At 55.6% G+C, this 26,693-nt stretch carries 18 protein-coding genes; 4 read left to right on the top strand and 14 right to left on the bottom strand.

All coding sequences use genetic code 11. From position 1 onward, the window contains the following. Positions 1 to 223: 223 nt before the first annotated feature. On the bottom strand, positions 224 to 1,804 hold the full coding sequence (gene guaA / locus WFP70_RS18275; protein WP_034825692.1) for a glutamine-hydrolyzing GMP synthase: 1,581 nt from the start codon (positions 1,802 to 1,804) through the stop codon (positions 224 to 226). A gap of 72 nt (positions 1,805 to 1,876) precedes the next feature. Then, positions 1,877 to 3,343, bottom strand: coding sequence for an IMP dehydrogenase (gene guaB / locus WFP70_RS18280; protein WP_034825688.1), 1,467 nt, complete (start codon positions 3,341 to 3,343; stop codon positions 1,877 to 1,879). A 169-nt stretch (positions 3,344 to 3,512) separates the two neighbouring features. Here guaB and xseA point away from each other — a divergent pair, with 169 nt between their 5' ends. The 4 genes from xseA to WFP70_RS18300 all read left to right on the top strand — a co-directional run bounded on the left by xseA (position 3,513) and on the right by WFP70_RS18300 (position 6,557). Then, on the top strand, positions 3,513 to 4,886 hold the full coding sequence (gene xseA, locus WFP70_RS18285) for an exodeoxyribonuclease VII large subunit (protein ID WP_160869339.1): 1,374 nt from the start codon (positions 3,513 to 3,515) through the stop codon (positions 4,884 to 4,886). Between the two features lie 47 nt (positions 4,887 to 4,933). Beyond that, positions 4,934 to 5,947, top strand: coding sequence for a M4 family metallopeptidase (locus tag WFP70_RS18290; protein WP_337024034.1), 1,014 nt, complete (start codon positions 4,934 to 4,936; stop codon positions 5,945 to 5,947). Continuing rightward, on the top strand, positions 5,944 to 6,270 hold the full coding sequence (locus WFP70_RS18295; RefSeq protein WP_182056581.1) for a protealysin inhibitor emfourin: 327 nt from the start codon (positions 5,944 to 5,946) through the stop codon (positions 6,268 to 6,270). Before WFP70_RS18290 ends, WFP70_RS18295 begins: the two co-directional genes overlap by 4 nt. Positions 6,271 to 6,374: 104 nt before the next feature. After that, positions 6,375 to 6,557, top strand: coding sequence for a general stress protein (locus tag WFP70_RS18300; RefSeq protein WP_045814915.1), 183 nt, complete (start codon positions 6,375 to 6,377; stop codon positions 6,555 to 6,557). Positions 6,558 to 6,649: 92 nt separating this feature from the next. Here the strand turns inward: WFP70_RS18300 and WFP70_RS18305 are convergent, their stop codons facing one another. The 12 genes from WFP70_RS18305 to WFP70_RS18360 all read right to left on the bottom strand — a co-directional run bounded on the left by WFP70_RS18305 (position 6,650) and on the right by WFP70_RS18360 (position 26,562). Further along, positions 6,650 to 9,088 carry a glucose/quinate/shikimate family membrane-bound PQQ-dependent dehydrogenase gene (locus tag WFP70_RS18305; protein WP_337024033.1) on the bottom strand — a complete coding sequence of 813 codons (2,439 nt, stop codon included), beginning with the start codon at positions 9,086 to 9,088 and terminating at the stop codon, positions 6,650 to 6,652. A gap of 417 nt (positions 9,089 to 9,505) precedes the next feature. After that, positions 9,506 to 10,999: a ribosome biogenesis GTPase Der gene (der, locus tag WFP70_RS18310; protein ID WP_337024032.1), complete on the bottom strand. Its 1,494-nt coding sequence runs from the start codon at positions 10,997 to 10,999 to the stop codon at positions 9,506 to 9,508. 177 nt (positions 11,000 to 11,176) lie between these two features. Then, positions 11,177 to 12,358, bottom strand: a complete 1,182-nt coding sequence (gene bamB / locus WFP70_RS18315) for an outer membrane protein assembly factor BamB (protein ID WP_337024031.1) — start codon at positions 12,356 to 12,358, stop codon at positions 11,177 to 11,179. 19 nt (positions 12,359 to 12,377) lie between these two features. Beyond that, the gene (locus WFP70_RS18320) at positions 12,378 to 12,995 is read right to left on the bottom strand and encodes a YfgM family protein (protein ID WP_045814917.1); all 618 of its coding nucleotides are present in this window, start codon (positions 12,993 to 12,995) and stop codon (positions 12,378 to 12,380) included. 39 nt (positions 12,996 to 13,034) lie between these two features. Further along, the gene (gene hisS, locus WFP70_RS18325; RefSeq protein WP_058959137.1) at positions 13,035 to 14,309 is read right to left on the bottom strand and encodes a histidine--tRNA ligase; all 1,275 of its coding nucleotides are present in this window, start codon (positions 14,307 to 14,309) and stop codon (positions 13,035 to 13,037) included. 106 nt (positions 14,310 to 14,415) lie between these two features. Further along, a complete protein-coding gene (ispG, locus tag WFP70_RS18330) occupies positions 14,416 to 15,537 on the bottom strand; it encodes a flavodoxin-dependent (E)-4-hydroxy-3-methylbut-2-enyl-diphosphate synthase (RefSeq protein WP_034825671.1) in 1,122 nt (373 codons plus the stop codon). A 38-nt stretch (positions 15,538 to 15,575) separates the two neighbouring features. Then, the gene (gene rodZ / locus WFP70_RS18335; RefSeq protein WP_038645413.1) at positions 15,576 to 16,592 is read right to left on the bottom strand and encodes a cytoskeleton protein RodZ; all 1,017 of its coding nucleotides are present in this window, start codon (positions 16,590 to 16,592) and stop codon (positions 15,576 to 15,578) included. Continuing rightward, on the bottom strand, positions 16,582 to 17,316 hold the full coding sequence (pilW, locus tag WFP70_RS18340; protein ID WP_097118608.1) for a type IV pilus biogenesis/stability protein PilW: 735 nt from the start codon (positions 17,314 to 17,316) through the stop codon (positions 16,582 to 16,584). The genes rodZ and pilW overlap by 11 nt, the downstream gene beginning before the upstream one ends. A 76-nt stretch (positions 17,317 to 17,392) precedes the next feature. Beyond that, entirely contained in the window at positions 17,393 to 18,562 is a 1,170-nt protein-coding gene (locus WFP70_RS18345) for a bifunctional tRNA (adenosine(37)-C2)-methyltransferase TrmG/ribosomal RNA large subunit methyltransferase RlmN (protein ID WP_034825665.1), read from the bottom strand. A 187-nt stretch (positions 18,563 to 18,749) separates the two neighbouring features. Beyond that, a complete protein-coding gene (ndk, locus tag WFP70_RS18350; protein ID WP_007884899.1) occupies positions 18,750 to 19,181 on the bottom strand; it encodes a nucleoside-diphosphate kinase in 432 nt (143 codons plus the stop codon). A gap of 169 nt (positions 19,182 to 19,350) precedes the next feature. Next, positions 19,351 to 21,669 carry a peptidoglycan glycosyltransferase PbpC gene (gene pbpC, locus WFP70_RS18355; protein ID WP_337024030.1) on the bottom strand — a complete coding sequence of 773 codons (2,319 nt, stop codon included), beginning with the start codon at positions 21,667 to 21,669 and terminating at the stop codon, positions 19,351 to 19,353. Positions 21,670 to 21,675: 6 nt separating this feature from the next. Further along, positions 21,676 to 26,562, bottom strand: coding sequence for an alpha-2-macroglobulin family protein (locus tag WFP70_RS18360; protein ID WP_337024029.1), 4,887 nt, complete (start codon positions 26,560 to 26,562; stop codon positions 21,676 to 21,678). Positions 26,563 to 26,693 lie beyond the last annotated feature (131 nt).

The following is a 26,693-nucleotide window of genomic DNA, read 5'->3' on the forward strand; positions in this document are numbered from 1 at the left end:
TTTTTGCTCGCCAGTGATCACTTCGATTCTTTGCACAGGACACTCCTTAAACATAGCTCTATGACTATGTCTTACTGGTGAAGTGTCCGGTTTAAACGGGGGCTATTACACAGATATTATAGTGAACTGCTCCCGTTGCTAATTGCTGCCAGAAGATGCCAGACACAAAAACAAAAAAAGCCCGCATTTAAGCGGGCTTGACAGGCGATTCAATCAGCGGAAATTATTCCCACTCAATCGTGGCCGGTGGCTTACCTGAGATATCGTAAACCACGCGAGAAATGCCGTTCACTTCGTTGATGATGCGGTTGGAGACGCGGCCGAGGAAATCGTACGGCAGATGCGCCCAATGCGCGGTCATGAAGTCGATGGTCTCCACTGCACGCAGTGACACAACCCAATCATATTTACGACCGTCGCCCATTACGCCGACAGAGCGCACTGGCAGGAACACGGTGAAGGCCTGGCTGACTTTGTTGTACAGGTCAGCTTTATGCAGTTCTTCGATGAAGATTGCATCGGCACGACGCAGCAGGTCACAATACTCTTTCTTCACTTCGCCCAGTACACGCACGCCCAAACCTGGACCCGGGAACGGATGGCGATACAGCATGGCGTATGGCAGACCCAGTTCCAGACCGATCTTACGCACTTCATCTTTGAACAGCTCTTTCAGCGGCTCAACCAGGCCCATCTTCATCTCTTTCGGCAAACCGCCCACGTTGTGGTGCGATTTGATCACGTGTGCCTTGCCGGTAGCAGAAGCAGCAGACTCGATCACGTCTGGATAGATGGTGCCCTGTGCCAGCCATTTCACGTCAGTCAACTTCAGCGCTTCTTCGTCGAACACTTCAACGAATACGCGGCCGATGATCTTACGCTTGGCTTCGGGATCATTCTCGCCCGCCAGTGCATCGAGGAAACGGTTTTCAGCGGCCACGTGAACGATATTCAGACCGAAGTGATCGCCAAACATGTCCATCACCTGCTCGGCTTCGTTCAGACGCAGCAAGCCGTTATCCACGAACACACAGGTCAGGCGATCACCGATAGCGCGGTGCAGCAGCATCGCGGTGACAGAGGAATCCACACCACCTGACAGGCCAAGGATCACTTTATCTTCGCCGACCTGCTCACGAATACGCTCAACCGCATCTTCGATGATCTTGGCTGGCGTCCACAGTGCTTCACAGCCGCAGATATCACGGATGAAACGCTCCAGCATGCGCAGGCCCTGACGGGTATGCGTCACTTCTGGGTGGAACTGCACGCCGTAGAATTTCTTCTCTTCGTTGGCCATGATGGCAAACGGACAGGTTTCGGTGCTGGCAACGGTTTCAAAGCCAGCCGGGATAGCGGTCACTTTGTCACCGTGGCTCATCCACACGTCCAGCAGCGGTTTGCCGGCTGCGCTGATGGCATCTTCGATGTCACGAACCAGCGCGCTCTGGGTCAGCACTTCAACCTGCGCATATCCAAACTCACGCTCGTTGGAGCCTTCAACCTTGCCGCCCAGCTGCATTGCCATGGTCTGCATGCCGTAGCACACGCCCAGCACTGGTACGCCAGCATTGAACACGTATTCTGGTGCACGTGGGCTGTTCAGCTCAGTGGTGCTTTCCGGGCCACCTGACAGGATGATGCCGTTTGGATTGAAGCTACGAATCTGCTCTTCGGTGACATCCCACGCCCAGAGTTCGCAGTAGACGCCCAGCTCACGCACTCGGCGCGCGACCAGCTGCGTATACTGAGAACCAAAATCGAGGATCAAAATGCGATGTTTATGAATATTTTCAGTCGTCATTGAGGCGTTTCCATTGGGATGGACTTAATAATAAAAGCGCCCGGCAGGTGCCGGGCGTTGAATCTTACGGGATTATGAACCCATGCGGTAGTTCGGTGACTCTTTGGTGATGGTCACATCATGCACGTGGCTTTCGTTGATACCTGCGCCACTGATGCGCACGAACTCGGCTTTAGTACGCAGATCGTTGATGGTTGGGCAACCGGTCAGGCCCATGCAAGAGCGCAGACCGCCCATTTGCTGGTGCACGATCTCTTTCAGACGGCCTTTATAAGCGACGCGGCCTTCGATACCTTCTGGTACCAGTTTGTCAGCCGCGTTATCGGTCTGGAAGTAACGGTCAGATGAGCCTTTAGACATCGCGCCCAGTGAACCCATACCACGGTAAGATTTGAACGAACGGCCCTGATACAGCTCGATTTCGCCTGGAGATTCTTCAGTACCCGCCAGCATAGAACCGACCATCACAGCGGCCGCGCCTGCGGCGATCGCTTTGGCGATGTCACCTGAGAAACGAATACCACCATCAGCCACAACCGGGATACCGGTACCTTCCAGCGCAGCAACCGCATCAGAAACAGCGGTGATCTGTGGTACACCTACGCCAGTCACGATACGCGTGGTGCAGATTGAACCAGGGCCGATACCCACTTTCACCGCGCTCACGCCCGCTTCGGCCAGTGCCAATGCACCTGCACCGGTCGCCACGTTGCCACCGATGATGTCCAGGTCTGGATACTTCGCACGGGTTTCACGGATACGTTGCAGAACGCCTTCAGAGTGACCGTGAGAAGAGTCGATCAGCAGAACGTCAACGCCCGCAGCAACCAGCGCGTCAACACGCTCTTCGTTACCTGCGCCCGCACCAACCGCAGCACCCACACGCAGACGGCCTTCCGCATCTTTACAGGCGTTAGGTTTACGCTCTGCTTTCTGGAAATCTTTAACGGTAATCATGCCCAGCAGATGGAAGCTGTCATCCACAACCAGCGCTTTCTCAACACGTTTTTCGTGCATTTTCTGCAGTACGATGTCGCGCGCTTCACCCTCTTTAACGGTGACCAGACGCTCTTTCGGTGTCATCACTGCGGAAACTGGCAGGCTCAGGTCCGTCACAAAACGCACGTCACGACCGGTAATGATACCGACCAGTTCGTTGTCGGTGTTCACAACCGGATAACCCGCAAAGCCGTTGCGCTCGGTCAGCTCTTGCACTGCCGCCAGCGTGGTGGTTGGCAGAACAGTTTGCGGATCGGTCACTACGCCACTTTCGTGTTTTTTCACTTTGCGAACTTCATCCGCCTGGCGCTCAATCGACATGTTTTTGTGGATAAAGCCCAGACCGCCTTCCTGCGCCAGTGCAATTGCCAGACCGGCTTCGGTCACGGTGTCCATAGCAGCAGACAGCATAGGGATGTTCAGACGGATGTTTTTCGTCAGTTGGGTGCTGAGATCAGCGGTGTTCGGTAAGACAGTGGAGTGAGCTGGAACGAGCAGAACGTCGTCAAAAGTGAGGGCTTCTTTAGTGATTCTTAGCATTGCAATATCTCCACCTGGGGGCGATTAAAACAGATAAAATATTGCCGCGGCATTATACAGGCCGAAATCGATTGCCTCCAGTGTTTTTTAGGAAAAAGTCTTGATCCTTCGGGTGAGCAATGTAGTATCGGTTGATTAACCCTCTGATTTAAAATTTGATCTACATCACATGTCGCTACCGCCAACCGCCAATATTTTTACTGTCAGCCGCCTGAATACCACGGTGCGCCAACTGCTGGAAAATGAGATGGGCCTGGTGTGGCTCAGCGCTGAGATCTCAAATTTTAGCCAGCCCTCTTCCGGTCACTGGTACTTCACCTTAAAGGATGATGGCGCACAAGTCCGCTGCGCGATGTTCCGTAATAGCAACCGCCGCGTCACCTTCCGTCCTCAGCATGGTCAGCAGGTTTTGGTGCGCGCCAGCATTACGCTGTATGAACCTCGTGGCGACTATCAGCTGATTATCGAAAGCATGCATCCAGCGGGTGAAGGTCTGCTGCAGCAGCAGTTTGAGCAATTGAAAGCGCGACTGGCGGCCGAAGGGCTGTTCGATCAGCAGTTCAAACAGCCGCTGCCCGATCCGGCGCGCCAGGTCGGTGTGATCACCTCTGCCACCGGTGCCGCGTTGCATGATGTGCTGCGCGTACTGCATCGCCGCGATCCCTCGTTGCCGGTAATTATCTATCCCACGCCGGTGCAAGGTGTGGATGCACCGGCTGCGATTGTGCGTGCCATTGAACTGGCGAACCAGCGTGATGAGTGTGACGTGCTGATTGTCGGCCGCGGCGGCGGCTCGCTGGAGGATTTGTGGAGCTTTAACGATGAGCGCGTGGCGCGTGCTATTTTTGCCAGTCGCCTGCCCATCGTCAGTGCCGTCGGCCACGAGACAGACGTCACCATCGCCGACTTTGTCGCCGATCTGCGCGCCCCTACCCCATCTGCGGCGGCAGAAATCGTGAGCCGCAATCAGATCGAACTGCTGCGCCGTTTGCAGTCACAGCAGCAGCGAATGGAAATGGCGATGGATTTCTACATTGCAGAGCAGCAACGCCGTTTTACCCGCATACAACATCGTTTGCAGCAGCAACATCCACAGCTGCGTCTGGCACGCCAGCAAACCACACTGTTCCAGTTGCAACGTCGCCTCGGCGAGGCAATGGATCAACGTCTGCGCGTGGCTAATCGCCAGCAGGATCGCGTGTTACAGCGCCTCAATCAGCAGCAGCCTCAAGGGCGCATTCTGCGTGCGCAGCAGCAGATGCAGCAGTGGCAGTATCGCCTGCAACAGGGCATGGAGAAGCAGCTGAATCACAATCGTCAGCGCTTTGGTAATCTGGCTGCGCAACTGGAGGGCGTCAGTCCGCTTGCCACACTGGCGCGTGGTTTTAGTGTGACAACGGATACGCAAGGCCAGCTGGTGAAGAAAACCCAGCAATTGCATAAAGGCGATTTGCTGCGCACCCGTCTGGATGATGGCTGGGTGGAAAGCCAGGTGACCGCCCTTGAACCACAGAAATCGCGGAGCCGTAAAGCACGCTCCTAGCTGAAAAACTATACTTCTGGCATGTTCACTCACGGCCAGGAGTTACTATGACCTACAGCGTTATTCCTCCGTATATTCTTCGCAACATCATTGACCACTGCTCGGGCGCACCACAGGCGTCTGCTCGCCGCACCCTCACCCATGTTCAGCAACTGATGGCTGAACACAGCCATAAAGCTACCAGCGCGACCACCGCCCAGCCTGGCAGCGTGTTGCGTGCCATCTTTGATGCGGAGAACACACAGAATCTACCCGGCACCTTAATCCGCGATGAAGGCCAGCCAGGTAATGGTGATGTAGCGGCCGAAGAGGCCTGGAATTATCTCGGCATCACCTACGATTTCTACTGGCAAATCTTCAAGCGCAATTCATTGGATAACAAAGGCCTAAAGCTCGACGGTACGGTTCATTATGGCAAAGAGTATCAGAACGCCTTCTGGAACGGTCAGCAGATGGTGTTTGGTGACGGCGATGGCGAGATTTTTAACCGCTTTACCATTGCGCTGGATGTGGTCGCGCATGAACTCACCCACGGCGTGACCGAGAACGAAGCCGGGCTGGTTTATTTCCAGCAGTCTGGTGCATTGAATGAATCGATGTCTGATGTGTTCGGCTCGCTGGTTAAGCAGTTCCACCTGCAGCAAACGGCCGATCAGGCTGACTGGTTGATTGGTGAGGGCTTGTTAGCATCCGGGATTAAAGGCCGTGGACTGCGATCCATGTCCGAACCAGGCACGGCTTACGACGATCCGAAACTCGGTAAGGACCCGCAACCGGCGGATATGGATCATTACATCGAAACCCGCGATGACAATGGTGGTGTCCATCTCAATTCTGGCATTCCTAACCGTGCGTTTTATCTCGCCGCTAAAGCGTTAGGCGGCTTTGCCTGGGAGTTAGCGGGCCACGCCTGGTACGACACTCTCTGCGACAAGACGCTGCCGCAGGATGCCGATTTCAGCACCTTTGCCCGCTTTACTGTCGAACATGGTGGTAAGCGATTTAACCGTTCGGTGGCGGAGGCGATTCAATCCGCCTGGCAGCAGGTAGGCGTAAAATGAACATCCAACTCACTGATGACGCCATCATTGAACTGGCGCGTGAAGGCGGCATCGCCTTTATCCCCAATCTGCGTGGCGAACGCCGCTTTGCCCTGGCGCAACTGCCGGAACCGCAAAAACAGCGGGTGTGTAACGTACTGGAGCAGGCATTACCGTTAGGGGAACCGGAAGATCAGGCGGCGAATCTTGGCAGCGGCGATCAGCGCTATTTTCGCATTCAAATCACCTATGCCACCCATCAAGAGGCAGGATCCATCGTGATTTTGATTCCTGAAACAGCGGCATCGCCAGAATTAGAGGCTCTCTGGCGCGACGGCCAATAAAGATCTCAGAGATCTCCCAAAGCAGACTGTAACTTACTGACTATACTCATTAAGTGGCTAGCTAGTCCACATCGAAGAAATCACCCTTAGATGAGGTCTCTGCTATGACACAAAAGAAGCAACGAGGCGGTGCTGGGAACTTTGCAGAGGACCCAGAGCGTGCCAGGGAAGCCGGCAGTGCTGGCGGCAAAGTCAGTGGGGGCAATTTCAGAAACGATCCTGAAAGAGCCAGGGAAGCTGGAAGAAAAGGAGGTCAAAAAAGCCGTCGCCCCTCCAAGCAGCAGTAAATAAGGTACCTTAAGGAGTGAAGCACGCCACGGATGGTTAATAAAAAAAGGCCGACATCATGATGTCGGCCTTTCTTCTTTTTTACAGCAACTTACTTGCTGTCTGGCAGCGCGTAAGCAATCACGTAATCACCACGGTCTGGTGACTGACGTGCACCACCTGCGGAGATCAGGATGTACTGTTTGCCATTTTTCGGCGAAACGTAGCTGATTGGGCCACCCTGGCTGCCGACTGGCAGACGAGCTTTCCATACTTCTTTACCGGTTGAGCTATCGAAGGCGCGCAGATAGTAATCCTGCGTACCGGCGATGAACACCAGGCCACCCTGAGTTGCCAAGGTGCCACCCAGCGTTGGCATACCGATTGGCATTTGTGCGCGCATCTTGATACCGAATGGACCGGTATCCTGCACGGTACCGACTGGCACCTGCCATACGATCTGACGGGTTTTCATGTCGATAGCTGACAGCGTACCAAACGGTGGTGCCTGGCACGGAATACCCAGTGGAGACATGAAGCGGTTTTTGTTAACAGCGTAAGGGGTACCTTTCAGCGGAACTGCGCCCATACCGGTGTTGATCGCTTCACCGCCGTTGCTGGCAGCAGACTTAGTGGTGTCCTGAGGAATCATCTGTACCCACAGGCCCAGACGCATGTCGTTAACAAACATGTACTGGTTGTTCGGGTCAAACGAGATGCTGCCCCAGTTCATACCACCCAGTGAACCTGGGAAGCTGAGTGATTTGTCAGTGTCCGGAACAGTGAACAGTCCATCGTAACGCATACCTTTAAAGGCGATACGGCACACTAACTGGTCAAACGGCGTAGCACCCCACATGTCAGACTCGGTCAGCTTCTGGTTGCCGATGTTTGGCATTTCCACTGAGTGCGGCTGCGTTTTGGTGTACTGCTCATTCGGGATGTGACCCTGTGGCATCGGCTGCTCTTCAACTTTCGTTAAAGGCTTGCCGGTCAGGCGATCCAGCACCCAGATCATGCCGGTTTTAGCACCGATCACTACCGCAGGCTTGGTCGTGCCATCCTTCATCGGGAAGTCAATCAGGCTCGGCTGCATTGGCAGGTCGAAGTCCCACAGATCGTTATGTACGGTCTGATAAACCCATTTTTGCTTACCGGTAGTCGCATCCAGCGCCAGAATTGATGCGCCGTAGGTGTGATCCAGTTTGGTACGATTCGCACCCCACAGATCCACAGACGAGCTACCCATTGGCAGGAACACAGTGTTCATCGCCGGGTCGTATGACATCGGTGCCCATGAGTTCGGGGTACTACGGGTGTAGTCTTTGCCCGGCATCAGGATGGCATTCGGGTCATCGTTACCTGGGTCAAACGCCCAACGCATCTGACCGGTGATAACGTCAAAGCCGCGCAGTACGCCGCCAGGCATATCGGTCTGGACGTTATCCGCCACACGACCACCCACCACTACGGTGGTGCCGGCCAGCTGTGGTGCAGACGTCAGCTGATACTGTGGATCGGGCGCTTTACCCAGACCTTTTTTCAGGTCAACCACACCGTGGTCGCCGAAGTCTTCACAGAATTCACCGTTGTCAGCATTGATGGCAATCAGACGCGCATCGATGGTGTTCATCAGAATACGACGCTGACAGGTATCACCTGCCGCCAGAGCTGGCGCAGGAACCGGCGTTGAGCCAGGCTGTGTTGGCTGCTGTACGGGTTTGGTCGCATCGAAATACGCCAGACCACGGCAGCGGTTCCACACTTCTGCCTGTGCGTTGATTTCACGCTTCCAGATCTGCTTGCCAGTATCCGCTGCAACCGCAATCACGTTGTTGTGCGGGGTGCAAAGGTACAGGGTGTTGCCTACCTGCAGTGGCGTTTCCTGATCTTCCGCGCCGTTACCGGTTGGGCTGATCGGGGTATCGCCAGTGTGGAAGGTCCATGCAACCTGCAGGTCTTTGACGTTGTCACGGGTGATCTGGTCGATCGCCGCGAAACGGTCACCTTCAGGCGTGCGGCCGTAGCTGCTCCAGTCCTGCTGTGGTTTAGACTTGTCCACCGGAATCAGCGGCAGCTGTTTGCCTTCGAAAGCGACGGTTGGGTGCGGCTGGAACATCTGCACGAAAGTTGCCACCATGCCAACAGCGATAACTGCTGAAAGGACATAGGAAACTTTCGCCAGAGAGCTTTTGCCTTCACGCTTACGCAGCGCTGGCCAGGTCAGGAATGCCAGCAGCATCAGGCCTGCAGGCACCATCAGGCGTGAAACCAGCTGCCAGAAGTGGAAGCCCGCATCAAACAGCGCCCAAATCAGGGTGCCAACGAAGACCAGAATGAATAAGGTCACGGCGGATGATTTGCGACGGAAGAACTGAACCGCCGACAGCAACATCACAATACCGGAAATGAGGAAGTACCAGCTGCCGCCCAGAGCGACCAGCTTGCCACCGCCGATCGCGAAGAACAGACCGACAGCCAGCAGGACCAGCCCGAACAATACAGACCAGATACTCAACCCTTTGCAGGGACGAGCGGAATTTTCTGCCATAACAAAAACTCTCCTGAAAAAATAACGCGCTGGTGCCGGCTAACAAGCTGTAGCCAGTAGCAATGCTCCTGCCAACGATGGGGGACAGGAACCAAACCGTTACGCTTTATTTTATATCTATTGGTACGGGTGCAATGCCCGTAATTCGGCGCTTGTGAGCAAGGACACATCGCAGGTGAGAGTGATTCTCGCTACAAGGCGGCAGGATTGTACCACCTGGTTCATTAGAAAGTGAACATCCATAACGAAGGAGTTACTGGTCAATAGCATTTTTGCTACAAAACCAGTCATAAGTTATTAATAAATATGAGGCTGAATCAAAGTGTAATTTTTGATGTTAAGGCGATATGTCAGGGATGATGAGCTTATCGCGCGGTATCAGGGCGAAAAAAAGGGCCCGTTTGGGCCCTCATCACTTTAACGCTTATTCTTTTTCAGATGCGACATCAGTCGCTGGCGTTTGCGCTGCTGCGTCGGTGTCAGCAGGTTACGTTTGCCCGCGTACGGGTTGTCGCCTTCTTTAAACTGAATACGAATCGGTGTGCCCATCACGTTGAGTGAACGACGGAAGTAGTTCATCAGGTAACGTTTGTAGGAATCTGGCAGATCCTTCACCTGATTACCGTGAATCACCACGATCGGCGGGTTATAACCACCAGCATGGGCATACTTCAGCTTCACGCGGCGACCACGCACCAGCGGCGGCTGATGGTCGTCAGAAGCCATGGTCATGATGCGCGTCAGCATCGCGGTGCCGACACGTTTGGTTGAGCAGTTGTAAGCTTCAGTCACGGATTCGAACAGGTTACCTACGCCACTGCCGTGTAGCGCCGAGATAAAGTGAATGCGCGCGAAATCGATAAAGCCCAGACGGAAGTCCAGCATCTCTTTCACTTCGTCACGCGCTTCCTGCGTCATGCCATCCCACTTGTTGACCACGATCACCAATGAGCGACCGCTGTTCAGGATAAAGCCGAGCAGTGACAGATCCTGATCGGAAATGCCTTCACGTGCATCAATCACCAGCATCACCACGTTGGCATCCTCAATGGCCTGCAGCGTTTTGATGACAGAGAATTTTTCTACGGTTTCGGTGATTTTTCCGCGTTTACGCACACCGGCGGTATCAATCAACACATACTCGCGCTCATCACGTTCCATTGGAATGTAGATGCTGTCACGCGTGGTGCCCGGCATATCGAAGACCACAACGCGGTCTTCACCCAGGATGCGGTTAGTCAGCGTTGACTTGCCGACGTTAGGACGGCCAACGATAGCCAGCTTGATCGGCAAGGTGGTCGGGTCGAAGTTTTCTTCTTCCTCTTCCGCCAACGCCTTCTCGTCCTCTTCTTCTTCTAACGCGGCCCAGTAAGCGGCGTTTTCTTCTTCTTCCGTCAACTCCACTTCCGGAACGGCTTCTTCCATCCATGGCAGCAACGCAGCTTCAAGCAGGTTGTTCACACCGCGACCGTGCGAGGCCGCAATCGGATGAATGTCACCCAAGCCCAGCGCATAGAAATCCAGCACGGCAGCATCAGGATCGAGACCGTCAGTTTTGTTCGCGACCAGGAAGGTGGCTTTTTCGCGCGAACGTAGGTGATTGGCGATCTGTTGATCGGCCGGCATCACACCCGCACGCGCATCCACCAGGAACAGCACCACATCCGCTTCTTCAATCGCCAGCAGCGATTGTTCTGCCATGCGGTTTTCGACGCCTTCCTCGGTGCCATCAATACCGCCGGTATCAATAACAATGAATTCGCGCCCTTCCACTTCGGCGCGACCATATTTGCGATCGCGAGTCAGTCCAGGAAAATCCGCTACCAGCGCATCACGAGTGCGCGTTAAGCGGTTAAATAGCGTAGATTTTCCCACATTGGGACGCCCAACCAGCGCGACCACAGGTACCATAACACTTGCCTCAGTTTTAAAAATAAATCGCCCGAATGGCGTGATTATAACGACATTTGCCAGAAGGCGTCAGGCTGAAGGCGCTAAGAATACCATGCCTGACTAAAAACGAAACGGCCCCTGACGAATCAGGAGCCGTATTAGCGAGCAGGAAACGGGTTCCTGCAAAGCCCAATCTTAACGGGTGATGGCGTAAACTTCGCCGCCCTTCGCCTGGATCAGCAGCTTGTCACCGGCAACCACCGGGTCAGTCTGGAAGCCATCGCTGTCCAGTTTCTGCTGCGCAACAAAGCGCCCGTCAAGGGTGTTAATCCAGTGCACATAACCTTCGCTATCGCCAACCACCAGATAACCGTTAAACAGCACTGGTGAAGTCAGGTTGCGATGCAGCAGATCGCTCTGGCGCCAGATGGCCACGCCACCGTCGGCATTAAGCGCAATCACGCGGTCATCCTGATCGACCAGGTAAATACGACCCGCATCAACCACCATGTCTTTCACGCCGCCGATTTCGCGTTTCCACAGAATCTGGCCTGAACGCAGTTCCAGCGCGGTCAGATTACCGTTGTAAGCCAGCGCATAGATCACACCGTTAACGACGACTGGCGTGGTATCCACATCGCTCAGACGATCAATCTCTGTAGCGCCGCTTGGCTGCGAAATACGCTGCTGCCAAATCAACTGCCCCTGGTTCATGATCACCGCGCTTACACGGCCATTGTCACCACCAACAATCGCACCACCGAATGCCACGGTCGGTGCTGATTCACCGCGCAGTGACAGCGCAGGCATATCGAGGTTGACGCTCCACTTGATCGCGCCAGTACTCTGGTCCAGCCCCTGCAACATACCGTTGCTGGTGTGGATCAGTACCAGGCCATCACTCACAACTGGACGCGACATCGCTTCACCGGCGACTTTCGTCTGCCAGGCGATGCTGCCATCGCTATTGTTCAGTGCAAAGACCTGGCCGCGCTCGCTGCCGATATAAATGCGATCGCTGGTAGCGGTAATGCCGCCAGAGAGAAGAGCTGAGATGTTTTTCGAGAAGAAGCCGGTTTTCTCAGAGAGATCGACTTTCCATTTCTCTTTACCGTTGCTGGCATCCAGGGCTTTCACTACGCCAAAGCGGTCGGCCGCATAGACGGTACCGCCCTGCCAGGCTGGATGCAGATTGGAATAGAAATCGCCAACGCCATCACCCACCGAGGTGCTCCAGGCCGTCTGTGGCGTAAACTGGTTTTCCACTTTCGGCAGCGGAGCCATTTTTACTACATCTTCTTCGCCGCTGAACAGCGAGCAACCGCTGAGCAGAGTGACTGAAATCAGCCCTGGCAGCAGGTATTTACGTAATTCCATGTGCGCTCTCTTGACTGGCTTAACTTAAGTTATTCATCTTCATCTGCAGCATTTGCTTCAACGCAGGAGAGGCCTGCGATTCAGCACCTTTGCTCCAGGCATCACGTGCGCCCTGCTTGTCGCCTTTGCTCAGCAGTGCTTCGCCACGAATGTCCGCAATAATGGCTGTCCAGCCATCACCCTTAACATTGTTAAGAGTTGAAAGTGCGGCATCGGCCTGATTTTGCTGCAGTTGAATGCGCGCCAGACGCAGGTTAATCACCGCCTGCAGGTTGGCATCTTTGGTATCTTTCAGCCCGCTCTGAAGCAGCGTAATGGCTTTATCTAACTGATTTGCTTCAACGTACTGTTTCGCTAAATCGAGCGAAGCCAGTGCGCCATAAGTGTTGTTATTTTCATTGGCAAAGGCGGCAACCGCTTCCAGCGTTTGCGGCTTATCCGCCTGCATCGCAGTGGTCAGTTGTTGATACTGTGCCGACGCAGCTTTATCCGCACCATCCTGATGACTGGTCCAGAAACGCCAGCCACCCAGTGCAGCAATGCCGATGATCACACCTACAGCCAGCGCTTTGCCGTTGTTCGCAAAGAACTGACGCAGTGCGTCAACCTGTTCGTTTTCGTTGCTGTAAACTTCCACGCAATCCCTCTCCTTTAAATGGCTGTTGCAGTGCTGCGTTTACTGCAGCAGCGTGCGCAATGTCGCAGCGGCTTCGCTTTGGGCAACGGTTTGTTGATCGCCTGTGCTCAGGTTTTTAATCACGACCTGGCCCGCTTTCACTTCGTCTTCGCCCAGCACCAGCGCAATGCGTGCGCCCCACTTGTCTGCACGGCCAAACTGCTTCTTGAAGTTACCACCACCGAAGTTGGTCATCAGCTTCAGCGCCGGATCTGCATCACGCAGTTTTTCCGCCAGTTGCATCGCGGCGGACTGAACGCCCTGCCCCGAAGCGATAACATAGACATCAACAATGCGCGTCGGTTCAAATTCTGGATTAACCGCCTGGACCAGCAATACCAAACGCTCAAGACCCATGGCAAAACCGACCGCTGGCGTCGCGCGACCACCCAGCTGTTCAACCAGACCATCGTAGCGCCCACCGGCACACACGGTGCCCTGTGAACCTAAGCTGTTGGTCACCCACTCAAACACGGTGCGGTTGTAGTAATCGAGGCCACGCACCAGACGCTGGTTCACGGTGTAAGCGATACCCGCGTCATCCAGCAGGCTGCACAGCCCGTCGAAGTGCGCGCGTGAGTCTTCATCAAGATATTCATTCAGCGTCGGCGCATCGTTCAGCAACAACTGGATGTCCGCGTTTTTGCTGTCGAGTACGCGCAGCGGATTGCTGTACATACGACGTTTGCAATCTTCATCCAGTTTGTCTTTGTGCTGCTCAAGGAAGGCCACCAGTGCGTCGCGGTAGTTCGCGCGCGCTTCCAGTGAGCCGATAGAGTTGAGTTCGAGACTCACGTGTTCAGCGATACCTAACGCTTTCCACCAGCGTGCGGTCATCATAATCAGTTCGGCGTCAATGTCCGGGCCTTGTAGACCAAACACTTCCGCACCAATCTGATGGAACTGGCGGTAACGACCTTTCTGCGGACGTTCGTAGCGGAACATCGGACCGATGTACCACAGACGCTGTTCCTGATTGTACAGCAGACCATGCTCAATACCGGCGCGCACGCAGCCCGCGGTGCCTTCCGGACGCAGGGTCAGGCTTTCACCGTTGCGGTCGTCAAAGGTATACATCTCCTTTTCAACCACATCGGTGACTTCGCCGATAGCGCGTTTAAACAGCGGGGTCTGCTCTACAATCGGCAAACGGATTTCGCTAAAGCCATAACTGGCCAGCACCTGCTTCAGGGTGCCCTCAATACGCTGCCAAATCGCGGTATCCGCCGGCAGGTAGTCGTTCATCCCACGGATCGCTTGAATATTCTTCGCCACGTTAGAATCTCTTAATACAAAAAAACCTGTCCGGCATCATACCTTATGAGGATGAAACCGCACAGGTTCAATCACAAACTGGCGCGCGGCGGGCGCGCACCGTCCCTTATTTTTCCAGCTGCTGCACGTTAATGCGGCGGCTTTCATCCAGCATGCTGGCCTTGGCACGAATACGTGCTTCCAGCTGGTCGATCATATTGTCGTTATCGAGGCGATCGCGCTGACGCACACCGTCCTCGTAGAAACCACTTTTACGGCTACCGCCCGTCACGCCCATGGTCGAAACAGTGGCTTCGCCAGGACCGTTCACCACACAACCGATAATCGAGATATCCATTGGCGTGATGATGTCTTCGAGACGTTCTTCCAACGCATTCACCGTCCCAATCACATCAAATTCCTGACGTGAACAGGTTGGGCAGGCAATAAAGTTGATACCGCGTGATCGAATGCGCAGCGATTTTAGAATGTCGTAACCGACCTTGACTTCTTCCACCGGGTCTGCCGCCAGAGAGATGCGCAGCGTATCGCCGATCCCTTCCGCCAGCAGCAAGCCCAGGCCGATCGCTGATTTTACTGAACCGGCGCGCGCGCCACCCGCTTCGGTAATACCGAGATGCAGTGGCTGATCGATGGCTTTTGCCAGCAGGCGATAAGATTCAACGGCCAGGAACACGTCAGAAGCTTTTACGCTCACTTTGAACTGATCAAAGTTGAGGCGATCGAGGTGATCAACATGGCGCATCGCGGATTCGAGCAGCGCCTGTGGCGTTGGCTCACCGTATTTTTCCTGCAGATCTTTTTCCAGTGAACCGGCATTCACGCCGATACGGATAGGAATGTTGTAATGGCGGGCACAATCCACGACCTGGCGGATACGCTCATTGTTGCCGATATTGCCGGGGTTGATGCGCAGGCAGTCGACGCCATATTCGGCGACTTTCAGTGCGATACGATAGTCAAAATGAATGTCCGCCACCAGCGGCACATTGACCTGTTGCTTAATCAGTTTGAACGCTTCCGCCGCATCCATGGTCGGAACAGAGACGCGCACGATATCGACACCGACACGCTCAAGCTGGCGAATCTGGTTAACCGTGGCGTCCACATCCGTGGTGCGGGTGTTGGTCATTGACTGAACGGCAATGGGCGCACCATCACCAACCGGCACCTTGCCGACGTAAATCCGTGTTGATTTGCGACGGATAATGGGTGCTTCGTTATGCATATTCTCTCTCCACAATTACCCGGAAAGCGCGCTGCGCGTTATTGCGCACCCAGCGTCAGACGGGCAACCTGGTTATTACGGATAAAACGACTTAAATCAACGGGCTGATTCTGATATTGCACATCAACCGCACTCGGAGCGCCAATTTTCAGACGATACGGAGCCGTTCCGGACAAGCTGAGCTTACCGCCGCTACGTTGCAATCCGCTGAACAGCTTCTTGCCAGTAGCGTCGGTGACTTCCAGCCAGCAGTCGGCTTTGAAATTCATCACCACCGCATTTGGGTCACCCGCTGGCTGGCTTACCGCCGCGTTGCTGGTCGGCATTTGACCTGCTGGTACACTGTTGGCAGGTGCCGGAGAGGTGGCTGCTGGCGGTGCGTTATCGATCGGTGCCTGGCTCGGTGAAACCACGGCGTTATCGCTGCTGGTCGCAGGCGCAGTGGTGTTGGCAGCCGAAGCCGCGTTGTTGCTGGTACTCGGTGTCGCAACCGCACCTGCACCGTTATCCACCGGCGTACCGGCGGCATTGGTATCACTGTCAGTCGCGCTGTCAGTGCTGTTTTCACCCAGCGGAATAGACTGACTGTTATCGCTGCTGCTGCCATTCTGGTCAGCCATTGAGACCAGATCGGCCTGCGAGGCTTTATGGTTTTGCCACCACCACGCGCCGGTCAGACCGATGACGACAAAAATCACCAACCAGGTGAAAATCATCAGCCAGCCATCACGCTTTTTACGGCGCTTACCTAACGAGAAGCTCTGCATTGGCTCAATTTTGGCCGCGCGCACGGGAGCCTGCTTCGCCATCATCGGCAACAGGTCATCTTCCGGCACATGCACCAGACGAGCATAAGAACGAATGTAACCGCGCAAGAACGTCGAAGCTAAATCAGCTGGCGACTTATCCTCTTCAATGTCTCGTACGGTAGAAAGTTTCAGGCACAGGCGTTCAGCGACATTTTGCTGAGTCAGCCCCATCTGCTCACGGGCCAGACGCAGGCGTTCACCTGTGGAATGTACTGCAGAATTCTCTTGAGTGGCTTCAGTATTCATTAGCTAAATAACGCTGGTACTGTATCGATTGTGGAAAACTTCGCGCCAACCGGTCGCCATAACGTGTAACGTCAGCAGCGTTTCCCTGTTGCGCGGCGAAACGTATTTGTAACCACTGGCTCTCTGCCGTTGCGGGCAAACGCTGGTGGTACACTTCTAATAGCAGCGGAACCGCCATGCGATCCTGCTGTTCAAGCCGCCTTTCCACTTCCAAAAGCAGTTGACTGCCCTGCTCCGGTGCGGCAATCAGCGCGTTGCTCAAAGACTCGCGCGCTGAGGCACTCTCTCCAGCCTGCAGGTAACAATAGCCCGAAAACAGAAATGCATCCTGACGAGCTTCGATTTCCTGTGCAGCCATCGCCAGCTTAAACTGTTGATGCGCTTCGCCATACTGCCTTAAACCGCAAAGAAACGCACCGTAATTGTTAGCGATGTAGCCATTCGCTGGCGCTAACTGCTGGGCGCGTTGGTAGTGCCAATGGGTCTGCGCGCTATTCTGCTGCGCCTGTGCCAGCCGCGCAAGCGCCAACGGCACACGATAATCTTGCGGTGCGGCCCGCTCAGCGCGTAATAAATTACGCTGTGCTGCAGCAAAATCTTTCACCGCCAGGTAGTGCAACCCTAGCTGTAGCCTGATATCCGCAGCGCCTTGCTGGACCGGTGGATTGACACAACCGGTTACAACAAAGCCCGCCAACAACACTGCCGATAATCCTTTGTGCATTTCAGTCTCTCCCTCTGACATTGAGAGGAGAGACTGGCACGGCTTACGCCCGGTGGGTATCACCAGGCGCCGTGTTTCAGAGCGCCTTCACAGAGATGGTTTCTCCGGCCATTTTCTTACGCAAGGTGCGCTTGGTACGGTCGATAACGTCACCCGCTAACTGACCACAAGCCGCATCAATATCGTCGCCACGCGTTTTACGCACGATAGTGGTAAACCCATAATCCATCAGCACTTTGGAGAAACGATCGATACGGCTGTTGGAGCTACGGCCATATGGCGCGCCCGGGAACGGGTTCCATGGGATCAGGTTAATCTTGCACGGCGTCTCTTTCAGCAGTGCAGCCAGCTCATGCGCGTTGTCGGTGCTGTCATTGATGTGATCCAGCATCACGTACTCGATGGTCACGCGGCCCTGATTGGCGTTCGATTTCCCAATGTAGCGTTTAACCGCCGCGAGGAAGGTTTCGATGTTGTACTTTTTGTTGATCGGCACAATTTCGTCACGAATCGCATCGTTCGGTGCGTGCAGCGAAATCGCCAGTGCCACGTCGATCATATCGCCCAGCTTATCCAGTGCCGGCACTACGCCCGAAGTTGACAGCGTCACGCGACGTTTTGACAGACCAAAACCGAAATCATCCAGCATGATGTCCATTGCTGGCACCACGTTGTTCAGGTTGAGCAACGGCTCGCCCATGCCCATCATCACCACGTTGGTGATCGGACGCTGGCCGGTAATTTTCGCCGCGCCGATAATTTTCGCCGCGCGCCATACCTGACCAATGATTTCGGAAACACGCAGGTTACGGTTGAAGCCCTGCTGCGCAGTCGAACAGAATTTGCACTCCAGCGCACAGCCTACCTGTGAAGAGACACACAGCGTTGCACGGTCAGCTTCCGGGATATACACGGTTTCGACCAGCTGATCGCCCACGCGAATCGCCCACTTGATAGTGCCATCGCTGGAACGCATCTCTTCCGCTACTTCCGGCGCACGGATTTCAGCGCGCTGCATCAATTTGCCACGCAGCACTTTGTTGATGTCAGTCATCTGCTCGAAATCATCGCAGCAGTAGTGGTACATCCACTTCATGACCTGATCGGCGCGGAACGGCTTTTCACCCATCTCTAAAAAGAATTCGCGCATCTGCTGACGGTTAAGATCCAGCAGGTTAATTTTTTCGTTTTTTGGGGAAACAACCACGGGGGAAGCGGACGACGGCGTCACAATCTGTTCGGACATAATGTTCTCTGGCCTCGTTGTTACACGTTACGGCTCTGGTTAAGAATAGGAAAAAAATAACGCCCTCGCTGAGCCAGGCTCAACAAGGGCGCATTATTGTACTACATCTGCTGCATGATGCCAGGGGAACGACTTTACCGATGATGAAAAGGTGTAAAGTCGTTTATCCGCATTGGCAGCAACGCACTTAGCGAGTGCGTGGGCAGACTTCGTTCTCTGCGAAGAAGTATGCGATTTCGCGTGCAGCAGATTCAGCTGAGTCAGAACCGTGGGTTGCGTTCTCAGTGAAGCTGTCAGCGTAGTCAGCACGCAGAGTACCGGCCAGTGCGTTGTCTGGGTTGGTTGCACCCATCAGATCACGGTGACGCTGAACGGCGTTTTCGCCTTCCAGAACAGAAACAACTACTGGACCAGAAGTCATGAACTCAACCAGACCATCGAAGAATGGACGGCCTTTGTGCTCAGCGTAGAAGCCTTCAGCCTGCTCTTTGGTCAGGTGCAGCATTTTTGCGCCAACGATTTTGAAGCCTGCGCTTTCGAAACGGTTGTAGATAGCACCAATCACGTTCTTAGCGACGGCGTTTGGTTTAACGATAGAGAAAGTACGTTCGATTGCCATGATGACCTCTAGTTAGCATCCTGAAGAAACCGGGAATTCGCTCCCGGTAAGAAAACGCGCCGATTATAGGGACATCATCGGGCGTTGCCTATTGCCGATTGGTGGAATTATCGAAAATAATTGATTTTTGTCGGGGCGAACACGCGCAGAATCTGGCATACGCGGCTATTTAACCCCGAATAAATGAGACGGATGCCAGTTGGCCCGATTCATCCATTACCACCAGTTGATACTGGCCCGGTTCACTGAGCACCAGCGCCGCACTGTTTTGCCCCGCTTGCTGTTCGACCGGCTGCCCGTTCAAAAACCACCAGCGCTGCGATCCCCTTCCGCCTTGTACGGCAACCGGCAGCACCAATACCACTTTGCCTGGCAGCGGCTGCACACGCTGCCCCTCAATCACGCCGGTGATCAAGAGCGGTGGCGCACTGCCCTGATTTAAGGGTGGGCAGCGAGGATCAACGGGCGGCAGGCGCTGCTGGCGGCGTTCCGCCACTGGCAACCAGGGTTCCAGCGGCAGAGGCCACATCAAACGTTCGTGACTCTGCGACTCAGGGCAATCGGCAGCCACGCGTAAGCCCTGCGGATTTATCCAATAACGCTGACGTAAACCATTCACCCCTTCCTGACCGGGTGCCAGCAGTGTCGGCGGCACGGTTTGATTCAGTATCCAGCTTTGGCGGCGCTGGCGGCAATTTTCGTCGCCCTGCGGCAAAGGTTGTCCTCCGGGCCAGCAAATGCTCATGGCGCTGACGCTCTTCGGCCGCGGATCGCGCGGTACGCCGTGCAGCGGCATATGCCCCGCCAGCAGGTTGTTGACCTGATTCATGACAGGCACCGCTGAAGCGAACCCAAACTGACCGGCAACCGTTGTGGCATCAGGCCTGCCGACCCATACGCCAATTAGATAGCGCGGTGTGATGCCAATCGTCCACGCATCGCGATAGCCGTAGCTGGTGCCAGTTTTCCAGGCCAGCGGAGCAATATCCGGAACGGCGCCTGATGGCTGAGCTTCTCCGGCCAGAATACGCCGCACAATCCAGGCTGCGCCCGGCGAAAGCAGTGGTCGCTCTAGCAATGGCTGATTGGGCAGCCAGCGCAGCTGAGCGGCATTCCCCTGACGGGCAAAAGCGCTATAAGCCGCGACAATCTCATCCAGCCGCGCACCCGTGCCGCCGAGCACCAGTGAAAGATTGGGTTCGGCCCCTGCCGGAAAGCGCAGATTCAATCCAACGTTACGCAGGCGCGCCGCCACCGTTTTCGGGCCAAGAGCGTCCAGCAACTGCACGGCCGGCAGGTTCAGCGACCGCTCCAGCGCCTCGCTGGCACTTACCGGACCGTGAAAACCGGAGTCAAAGTTTCCGGGGCGATAATCACCGAAACGGCGCGGCACATCCTGCAGCAGTGATTCACCGTGGATCAGTCCATCATCCAACGCCATGCCATAAACAAAAGGTTTTAACACCGATCCCGGCGATCGCACGCTGGAGATCATATCGACATGACCAAAGCGACTGTCGTCTGTGAATGACACCGAGCCAACATAGCCACGCACTTTCATATCCTGATGATCCACTACCAGCAGCGCCAGCGAGGTGCGTGGCGGCAACTGGGTTTTCATCGCTGACGCCAGACTCTCCAGCTCGCGCTGCAGCGACACATCAATGGTCGAGGTAATTTTGTTGTCGGGAGAGAGCGACAGCAGGCGGCGTGCCAGCAACGGTGCCATTTGCGGCGTTTGTCTCGGCGGCAACCACACCGCTTCCTGTTTAATATCCTCCACATCCTGCGCCGACCACACCTGATATTCTGCCAGTCGATCCAACACTTTGTTGCGCGCGGCTTCCGCACGCTTTGGCCAGCGATCCGGACGCAGTCGGCTAGGTGCTTGAGGCAGCACGGCGAGCAGTGCGGCTTCGCCTTTGGTCAGTTGCGACGGCGGTTTACCCAGCCACATCCAGCTTGCTGCGCCGATTCCTTCCACGGTGCCACCAAAAGGTGCGCGATTGAGATAGAGCGTAAGGATGTCGCGCTTGGATAAGTGCCACTCCAGCTGTAGCGCGCGCCAGGCTTGAATCATTTTACCGGTTAAGGTACGCGGTTGTGGGTCGATCAGTCGCGCTACCTGCATGGTTAGCGTGCTGCCACCTGACACAATGCCGTGATGCAGCAGGTTTTGACCGATGGCACGCACGATCGCCATCGGATTGATGCCGGGATGATGCCAGAACCAGCGATCTTCGTAAGTGAGCAGCGCCTGAATATAGTCGGGCGAGACCTCCTCCAGCGTCACCGGATAGCGCCAGACGCCTTGCTTGTCGGCAAAGCGCCACAGCGGCGTGCCATCCTCCGCGACCACCACACGTGCAGGTTGCACTTCCTGCAGCGGCAAAGGATCCAGTCGATCCAGCAGCCACAGGCTCGCTAACAGCAGCAGTAAAAAAAGCGGCAGCCAGCGCCACCGCTTCAGTGCATGACCTTTTTTCATTACCGCTTAGCGCACATTCAGTTTTTCCGGCGTGGTGCCAATCGCGCGCCACTCTGGCACATACATCGACTCAACCTGCGGTGGCGGCAGACGATAGCTACCCGGCGTCACCGCGCGTGCCAGATACAGCAGCGTGGCCGGTGTGTAGCCATCCAGCGCCAGTGCCGCAACAAAGCGGTCATCGCGGAACTCAATGTGTTTGATGTTAGCCTGCTGCATATCCATCATGCTCTCCTTCAGCGCATCAGCACTGTCGCCCAGACTGGCGCTGCTGTCGCTCAGGTTCTGGTTTTCCAGTTCCAGTCCTGCAGGCAGTAAATCCACCACCAGCGCATCGCTCACCCGCTCGCTGGCCGTCACTTTCAACCGCACCACCAGCAATTCACCACTTTTCAGGTTGGTGAGGTCAGCTGGCTTACCGTCGAGGGTGAAATACTCGCGGGTGATCTTCAGCACGTTGCTGATTGGCGACGGTGCTGTTTGCGGATAACCCACCACATTGAGCGTGCCGTAAAGCGGCGAATTATTGTCGCTTTTCACCGACAAGCCCTGGCGTAGCTGATCTTCGCTGATGCCCATATTGAGCGTCTGATTGCTGCTCAGCGGCTCACTTCTGCCCTGCAATGTGGCTTGCCACTGTTCACCTTTGTGCTGCTGCAAGGTGCGAGCGGCGAGGAACAGCGCATTGTTTTCCTGGGTGGAGAACCAGCGCTGACCATGTACCGCTTTCGCCAGATCAATCAGTAATGGCCCCTGCATATCGGGCAGCAGTTGGTTTTCAGTGATGAGCGCAAGAATCAGCGCGCGGTCACGCACCGGGCTGCCGTAATCACCCAACCAGCTGTTGGGTTTGCGCTCCAGCCCTATGCCCTGTGCCAGCGCCAACTGCGCACGCTGTTGATCACCCATCAGTTTCAGCGCCACACCCAGTTGCACCAGCGCCAGACCTGATTTTGCCTGCTCACGCTTGTCGTACAGTGCACGCAATGCACCGAGCGGCGCCTGTTGCTGTCTTGCTAATACCAGCCCGGCGTAAGCTTGCACACTGAAACGCAATCCATCGGCATCGCTGCTCCAGCTGGTTTCTATCTGTGCCGGGTCCTGCAGATAGCGCAGCAAGCGTTCATCGGCGCGGCTGATCACCCCTTCCGGCACGCTGTAGCCCGCTTCACTGGCACGCAGCAGGAAATCGGTGACGTAAGCCGTCAACCAGAATTCCTCTGGACCCTCTTTGCTCCACAAACCAAAGCTGCCATTGCCACGCTGCATACCTGCCAGGCGCGCAATACCGGTTGCGATCGACGCCCGGCGCGCCTCGTCGGTGCTGGTTTTGATACCCAGCGCATCCAGTTGTGCTTTGTTGGTGAACACCGATGGCCAGATGCCGCTGGCGGTCTGCTCAAGGCAGCCGTAAGGATAGGCATACAGCTGGCTAATAAAGCTGGCAATATTCAGCGGCGGTCGATTGCTGAGCGACAGCTGCCCGGTCAGCGTATCCTTTTGCAGGCCGCTAAAGGCACTCGCCACCACCTGCCAGCTTTGGCCAGTTTGCATCACATTGTCGAAACTCAGGGTTTGGGCTGGATAAGCCGGGCGTACGCCGATGGTCCATTTACGCTCGCTGGGCGCCAGGTTTTCACCGGGCAGAGTCATGCCAGAGACCTTGACCTGCACCGTCCCCTCACCAAAGGCGCCCTGGGCTTTAACCGGGATTTGCAAGGTCGTGCGCGCACCTTTCGCCAGTTGCACGCTAGAAGTGACAGTGCCGTTCAGGGCGATCAGGCCCTGCGTTGTTACGTCGACTTTTAACGTCTGCGGCTGATCGGTCAGGTTGGTGAGATCCAGCGCCAGCGTCGACTGGTCACCGCTGGCCATAAAGCGCGGCGTCGCCAGTTCACTGATGAGCGGCGCGGCCACCACCATTTTGCGCTCCGCTGAGCCGAAGCTGTCTGCGCTCCATACCTGCGCCATCAAGCGTAACTCGCCATTAAAGGCCGGAATCGGGAGATCGATGGTGCCTTCGCCGTTGGCATCCAGCGTCACCGGCTGCAGCTGTTGTGCGACGATCTGAACATCGGTGACCGGCTTCTTACCGCCGCGCGACAGCGCATCGGCATCATCGCCGTCACCACCAAAGCGCAGTGCCGCCAGCTTGCCACCGCCTTCGATAAGCTGACCGTAGACATCATATTGATCGGCGTTGTAACGCTTGCGGCCAAAGAACGCGTCCCACGGATTTGGCGTTTTGTAATCAGTGATGCTCAACACGCCGCTGTCCACCGCTGACAGCAAGACCTGAACCTGCTTAGGCAACTCGCCGCCTTCACGGCTGGCTTTCACTTTCACTTTTATCGTCTGCTCAGGGCGGATTTTTTCAGGCGCATCGATCGCCAGATTGAGACGTCGCGCTTCGGTCGCCATCGGCAAATGCAGCAGCCCCACTGCCCTTTTCGGCGTGGTGCCGTTGGCTTTATCGCCGTCACGCACCACGATGGCACTGAGATAGAGATCGTGACGCTTCCAGCTCTCATTTATCGGTACATCAATGGTCGTGCCACCGGCAGGAACGTCGAGCGGCTGCCACCACAGCGTTCCGCTGCTGGATTCCACCATCAGATACCCTTTACCGGCAGCCGGTGATTCCACCTGTACTTTAACGGTATCACCCGGTTGGTAGGCGCTTTTGTCAATTTTCAGTTTGACCTGATCGGGACGTAACGCACCGGTGCCATCAGTGTTGTCCTGCCACCAGTAGCCCGCATTAAAGCGCACGCTGCTGACAATGTTCTCTCCCGCATGCACCTCCAGACGATAGGTGCCCCACTCCACCGGGAAGCTGATTTTCTGGCTGCCGCCCGCGGCAATAGTGATGCGCTGCTCGTCTTCCTGCAGATCTTTCTGGTCATAACGCGACTGCCAGCCTTCGCTGTCTGAGAAGCTCCAGAAGTAGTCACGGCGTTCATGGATCAGGCGCACATCCAGATCCTGCGCCGCCAGTTTTTCGCCTTGCGGATTGGCATACACCACATCAAATTCCGCCAGGCCGTTTTCAGGCACGGTCGGTTCATCGCGGTAACGATCGGTACGATAGTCATACACCGACTCACTGTTGAACAGCGGACGGATACCTGGCAGTGCAGGCGCGGGCCAGATCGATTGAGTCGCACGACGTGTCACCGGACGACCGCCGGTTTCCAGCAGGCTGGCTTGCAGGATGAGATTGAGTGGTGAATGACTTTCTGCCCAGCTGCTTTCCACGTTGAGCTGCAGTTTGCCGTTCTCATCCAGCTTTTCATCAACGTCATCGAGACTGCGTTTCAGTTCCTCAGTGATATCGCCAAATTGATAGCCAGGCAGCGCTGCCACAGCTTCACGCGCCGGGCGCAGGAACAACTGCCCCTGCAACTCATTGCCCGCCGCTGGTGCGCCATACAGATAACGGCCCTCGACATCAAAGGTCACTGAGGCGTCCGGTGCCAGCGGCTGTTCGCTGTTGCTCAGTGCCAGCGCCATACGTTCCGGCAGGAAATCCTCAACATGGAACGACCAGTTGCGCGGCTGGTTATCACCGCTGTTGATGCGCAGCGTCCATTCACCGGTCATGGCTGAAGCCGGAAGAGCAAAGCGCTGCTGGTACACACCGTTCTCCGGCTGCCAGACAAAGGTCTGGGTGACTTCACCATTAGGCTGCACCACTTCGGCTTTGACCGGTTGTGGCGGCAACGGCTTGCCATCGGCATCACGCAGCAGCGCATTAACGATCACCGTTTCACCGGGGCGATAGAGATCGCGCGGGCCAAACAAGAAGAACTGCTTGTCATAACCCTGCGGGCCATCAATCGGGAATTCGGCGAGATCCAGCGCCGGACGATTGAGATCGATCAGAGAGGTTTGCCCTTTCTGCGTTGCCAGCAGCAACTTGCCTTTGGCGTTGGCGGGCAGGCGCAGATGGCCATTGCTGTCACTGGTGCCACTCGCCAGCTGTTGGCCTTTCTCGTCCAGCAGTTGCACATTGACATCATCCAGCGGTGCGCCATTGCCGAGGCTTTGCGTAAAGAGTTCCAGTTGATCCGGGAAGCTATGCAGCGATAAACCAATGTCACTGAGCGTAAACAGGGTTGCTGGCTGTGTATAATTGTAGGTTCCGGCCTGTTTCATCACCGCCAGATAAACACCGGGCTGCTTGAGCGCATCCACATCGCTGAGCGGCAGCTGCATCTTCTCACGCGTGTTGCGGGCCGGATTGAGATCAAAACGTCCGCTGTAGACCAGATCGGCATTTTTAAGCAGTTCGCGTGATTCCCAGTACGACAGGTTGTTACCGTAATTCCACTGAGCGAGAAAATCGGCCAGGGCGGCATTTTTTACCCGGAAAAAATCGACATCAATGTTGTTCACATTGAGTGCCAGCACCGGTAATCCCTGCGTCAGGCGCAGCGGTAGCAGCGATCCGCGGCTGGCGAAGCCCACCATCGGCTGGATATCGCGGGTGGTCAGTGTCTGGCTGAAAGGGCTGGATAAGGTACTGCCATCGGCGGCCTTGAGGCCGGCATCGACGGTCACCGTTAATTTGCGCGACGGTTCAGGATGGCGGAAGCGTAGCGCCTTGCCATTCTGCGCCAGTTCCCAGCCGCCATCGACCTTGCCGCTTTTCTCATCGCTGATATGGACCCGCGCATTCAAGTCCTGTTTGCTATCGATGGCGGTATTGAAGCTCAGCACCAGTGCTGATGCGCCATCCAGTTGCAGCTCGGAAAGGTCGATCACCGAGATCGTTTTCGCCGCATTTTGCACCACAGGCGTATCCTCAGCCTGCGCAGACAGCAAAGCGCCGCCCAATAGTGTTCCGCCGATCAGCATGCTGAGCAGCAGTCGATTAACGCGTTTTGCCATGGTAAGTCCCTCACCAGCCCCAAAGGTTAAAGTAGTGTGCTGCGCAATTTCACATCAACCTACTCACTTTAGCAACGATACCCTTGAGATAGCGTTCACATTACCGGACACTGGTCCTTTCCGTTTTCCGA

This window comes from Pantoea sp. USMM079, assembly GCF_037153115.1.
Classification (GTDB): Bacteria; Pseudomonadota; Gammaproteobacteria; order Enterobacterales; family Enterobacteriaceae; genus Pantoea; species Pantoea communis.